This is a genomic window from Candidatus Deferrimicrobiaceae bacterium, from assembly GCA_035256765.1.
Lineage (GTDB): Bacteria > Desulfobacterota > Deferrimicrobia > Deferrimicrobiales > Deferrimicrobiaceae > CSP1-8.
In genome coordinates this window covers 1-3,528 of sequence record DATEXR010000242.1, presented here as the reverse complement: position 1 = coordinate 3,528, position 3,528 = coordinate 1, and the positions used below count along the sequence as shown (strand labels likewise).

The window sequence follows — 3,528 nt, the reverse complement described above, 5'->3', positions numbered from 1 at the left end:
CCCTGCGACGAATTCCAGGCCAGGTCCAAGAGGTGGAAATGCCCGGTATCGTGACGCGCTTCGCCCCCAGCCCGACGGGGTACCTCCACATCGGAGGGGCCCGCACCGCCCTCTTCAACTGGCTCTTCGCCCGTCGCCACGGGGGGACGTTCGTCCTTCGCATCGAGGACACCGACCAGGCGCGATCGACCCCGGAGTCCGTGATGGCGATCCTCGAGGGGATGAAATGGCTGGGGATGACATGGGACGAGGGCCCCTATTACCAGACGGAACGAAGGGAACTATACCGGAAAGAGGCCGAACGGCTGCTCGCGGAGGGGAAGGCATATCGGTGCGTTTGCACTCCCGAAGAACTCGATGCGCGCCGCGAGGCCGCCCGGGCGAGGGGGGAAAAGCCGCGCTACGACCGGAAGTGCCGGGGACTTCCTCTGTCCGGTACGGAAGGGAAATCGTTCGTGGTTCGCTTCCGCACCCCCCTTTCGGGGGAAACGGTCGTGCACGACCTTCTCCGGGGGGACATCGCCTATGAAAACGGGGAACTGGACGACCTCGTCCTCCTGCGGTCGGACGGCTCCCCGACCTACAATTTCGTCGTGGTCGTGGACGACGCGGCGATGGGGATCACCCACGTCCTGCGGGGCGACGACCACCTGAACAACACGCCCAGGCAGATCCTCCTCTACGAGGGGCTTGGCTATCCTCTTCCCCGCTTCGGGCACTTCCCCCTGATCCACGGAATGGAAGGGGGGAAGCTCTCGAAGCGGCAGGACGACGTCTCCGTGACGGCGTACCGGGAGCGGGGGTATCTCCCCGAGGCGATGGTCAACTACCTGGTTCGCCTTGGTTGGGGGCACGGGGACCAGGAGATCTTTTCCGTGGAGGAACTTACGAAGGTCTTTTCCCTGGAAAGCGTGGGGAAATCCCCCTCCCGCTTCGACCCCGAGAAACTCCTTCACCTGAACGCCCACTACATCAAGAAGTGCGACCCGGAGCGGTTGGCCGTCCTCCTCGTCCCGTTCCTTGGCAAGAAAGGGATCGCGGCGGCCCCTCCCCCGTGGCTCGTGAAGGCAGTGCGCACGTTCCAGGAGCGGTCCAGGACCCTCGAGGAGATGGCGGAATCTTCGGAGTACTACTTCCGCCCGAAAGAGCCCGACCCGAAAGCTGCGGAGAAGTTCCTCACCCCGGAGATGGCTCCCGTCCTCGAGGAGATCGTCCGGGAGTTCGCGGATCTGCCCGATTTCACCCCGGTAGCGATGGAGGCGGTCCTCCACCGGGTGGCGGAAAGGGCTGGTGCGAAGCTGGGGAAAGTGGCCCAGCCGATTCGGGTCGCCTTGACGGGAGGAACGGTTTCTCCGGGAATCTTCGAGGTGATGGACGTTCTCGGGCGGGAAGAGGTCATCCGCCGGCTCTCCCTCGCCTCCCGCAGGCTCCGGGGGGGATAGCCGCGATTCGCCATCCGGGCATCCCGCAACCCTCCGGATTGATTCATCGGAAACATATCGTGCCTGCCTCCCGGTACCAGGAGGTGCAGCGGGTGCGATGACCGTCACCGAAGCGGGGAATCCGCTAGCGGAGCGCTGTCTGCGGGAGAGGGCCCCTGGCTCGCGGGGGGGTCCCCTCGGCTACGCTCGCGACCTTGCGACCGCTCGCTGCCGGTTCCGCTCGACGCGTTTTCTTCCTCGCTCCACAGGCCGCCTCGTCGACCCCCCCGCATCGCCTCGGGTCCCCGGGCGGCACGCACGGGTATGGGGACTTTCCTGGACCCTTGCCGGAAAGTCCCCCCTCCCGGTGCAGCGGAGCGGATCGCTCCTTCTACATCTTCGGCGGGAAAACGGCGGGGTCGATCACATACCAGACCTTGTTCAACCCTTGGCCGTTCGTCTCTCCCCGGGCCTTGTCTCCCGACCAGGAATAGAGAGGATAGCCGCGGAACGTGGACTGCTTCTTCCCGTCTTCGCGCGTCATCGTCCCGAAATCCCCGTCCGAAAGCCCCTTCCCTGCCTTGACCTTTTCCCTGAAATAGACCGGCCACTTGTCGACGCAAGGCCCGGCGCAGGCGCTCTTGCCGGGCGCGTCGTTGCGGAACCAATAGAGGGTCATTCCCTTAGCATCGGCAAGATAGGTCCCGATCCCCTCCTTGGTCAGCGTCTGCACCTCGTGGTCCATCGCGAGCGCCCATCCGCCCATCATGAAAAACAGGAACACCGCGACCGGCATGAACGATACAAACATCCTCTTTCTTCCCATGACTCCTCCCCCACGGGATCGATCCCCGTATGATCGATGAAGCGTTCGAAACGATAAGAAAAACTTTACGGTAGGATGCCGGCTTCGGGGAACTGGTTCCGTGGCCGGGCCACATGTCCCGCTCCCCGATCCCGCACAAGATGCAACGGTTTCCCCGGCGGCCCCGTGGTACGATGGAAGCGGTTCCCCATTTCCCCGGCAAAGGACTCATGACGGTGAGGCGTCCGAACTGGCTGGTTCTCCTGGGGTCGACCCTGGTCGTGTCGTCCGTTATTGCGTACCTCGTTCACTACGCCCTGTTCCGGGACTCGCGTCACATTTTTCTCTACCTGATCGGCGATCTCGCGTTCCTTCCCGTTCAGGTCCTGTTCGTCACCCTGATCTTCGACCGGCTTCTGAGCAAGCGGGAAAAGACGGCGTTGCTCAAGAAGCTGAACATGGTCATTGGGATTTTCTTCAACGAGCTAGGCACACCGCTTCTCCAATCCCTGGCTTCCTTCGACCGCGGGATCGGCGGGATCCGCCAGAGTCTCGTTCCGACGCAGCAATGGTCCGGGAAGGATTTCACCTCCGCCGGCGAACGGTTTGCCCGCTACGACCCGGCGGTGGAGTGCGAGGGGGGACCGCTGGAGGAGCTGCGATCGTACCTGGATGGAAAAAGGAGCTTCCTGCTCACCCTGATGGAAAATCCCAATCTTCTCGAACACGAGTCGTTTACGGATCTCCTCTGGGCGGTGTTCCACCTGGCCCAGGAATTGGACGCGCGGAAGGATCTGCGGGGGTTGCCGGAGACCGACTCTGCGCACCTGTCGGGAGACATCCAGCGGGCCTACCGGATGCTCCTCGCCGAGTGGCTCTCCTATATGAGACACCTGAAAGAAGATTATCCGTACCTGTATTCCCTCGCGGTGAGAACGAATCCGTTCGACCCCGAGGCGCGTCCGGAGGTCCGGTAGGGGGGGCCTCCGCCGCGGCATCGCCTCCCGATTTGCGGCGAGGACCCCGTCCCGGATCCCCTATTTCCCGGGCTGCAGGCGGTACCTGTCCTTCAAGTCGACGATCCGATTGAATACAGGCGATCCCGGACGCGAGTCGGCCTCGTCCGCGATGAAGTATCCGTGGCGCAGGAACTGGAAGCGGTCGCCGGGAGAGGCGTCCGCAAGCCCCGGCTCGAGCATGCAGCCCGTCAGGACCTCCACCGAGCCCGGATTCAGGAAGTCCCGGAAGCTTCTCCCCTCCCCGGCACTTTCGGGATCCGCCGTCGTGAAAAGCCGGTCATAG

Annotated in this window: 4 protein-coding genes; 2 read left to right on the top strand and 2 right to left on the bottom strand. The window is 63.6% G+C overall.

Annotated features, from left to right (window positions below):
- The coding region (gene gltX / locus VJ307_08205) for a glutamate--tRNA ligase (protein HJX74124.1) at positions 1-1,442 on the top strand (1,442 nt) is incomplete at its 5' end.
- 370 nt (positions 1,443-1,812) lie between these two features.
- Here the strand turns inward: gltX and VJ307_08200 are convergent.
- Complete coding sequence (locus VJ307_08200; GenBank protein ID HJX74123.1) at positions 1,813-2,232, bottom strand: hypothetical protein; 420 nt, start codon at positions 2,230-2,232, stop codon at positions 1,813-1,815.
- A 188-nt stretch (positions 2,233-2,420) separates the two neighbouring features.
- On the opposite strand from VJ307_08200, the gene VJ307_08195 reads away from it, so the two are divergent.
- Complete coding sequence (locus VJ307_08195; protein ID HJX74122.1) at positions 2,421-3,203, top strand: hypothetical protein; 783 nt, start codon at positions 2,421-2,423, stop codon at positions 3,201-3,203.
- A 60-nt stretch (positions 3,204-3,263) separates the two neighbouring features.
- Here the strand turns inward: VJ307_08195 and VJ307_08190 are convergent.
- On the bottom strand, positions 3,264-3,528 hold a 265-nt coding region (locus VJ307_08190), incomplete at its 5' end, for a hypothetical protein (protein ID HJX74121.1).

Coding starts and splice junctions, on each gene's coding strand:
- VJ307_08200 (HJX74123.1), bottom strand. CDS start 2,232: ATGTTTGTATCGTTCATGCCGGTCGCGGTGTTCCTGTTTTTCATGATG.
- VJ307_08195 (HJX74122.1), top strand. CDS start 2,421: ATGGAAGCGGTTCCCCATTTCCCCGGCAAAGGACTCATGACGGTGAGG.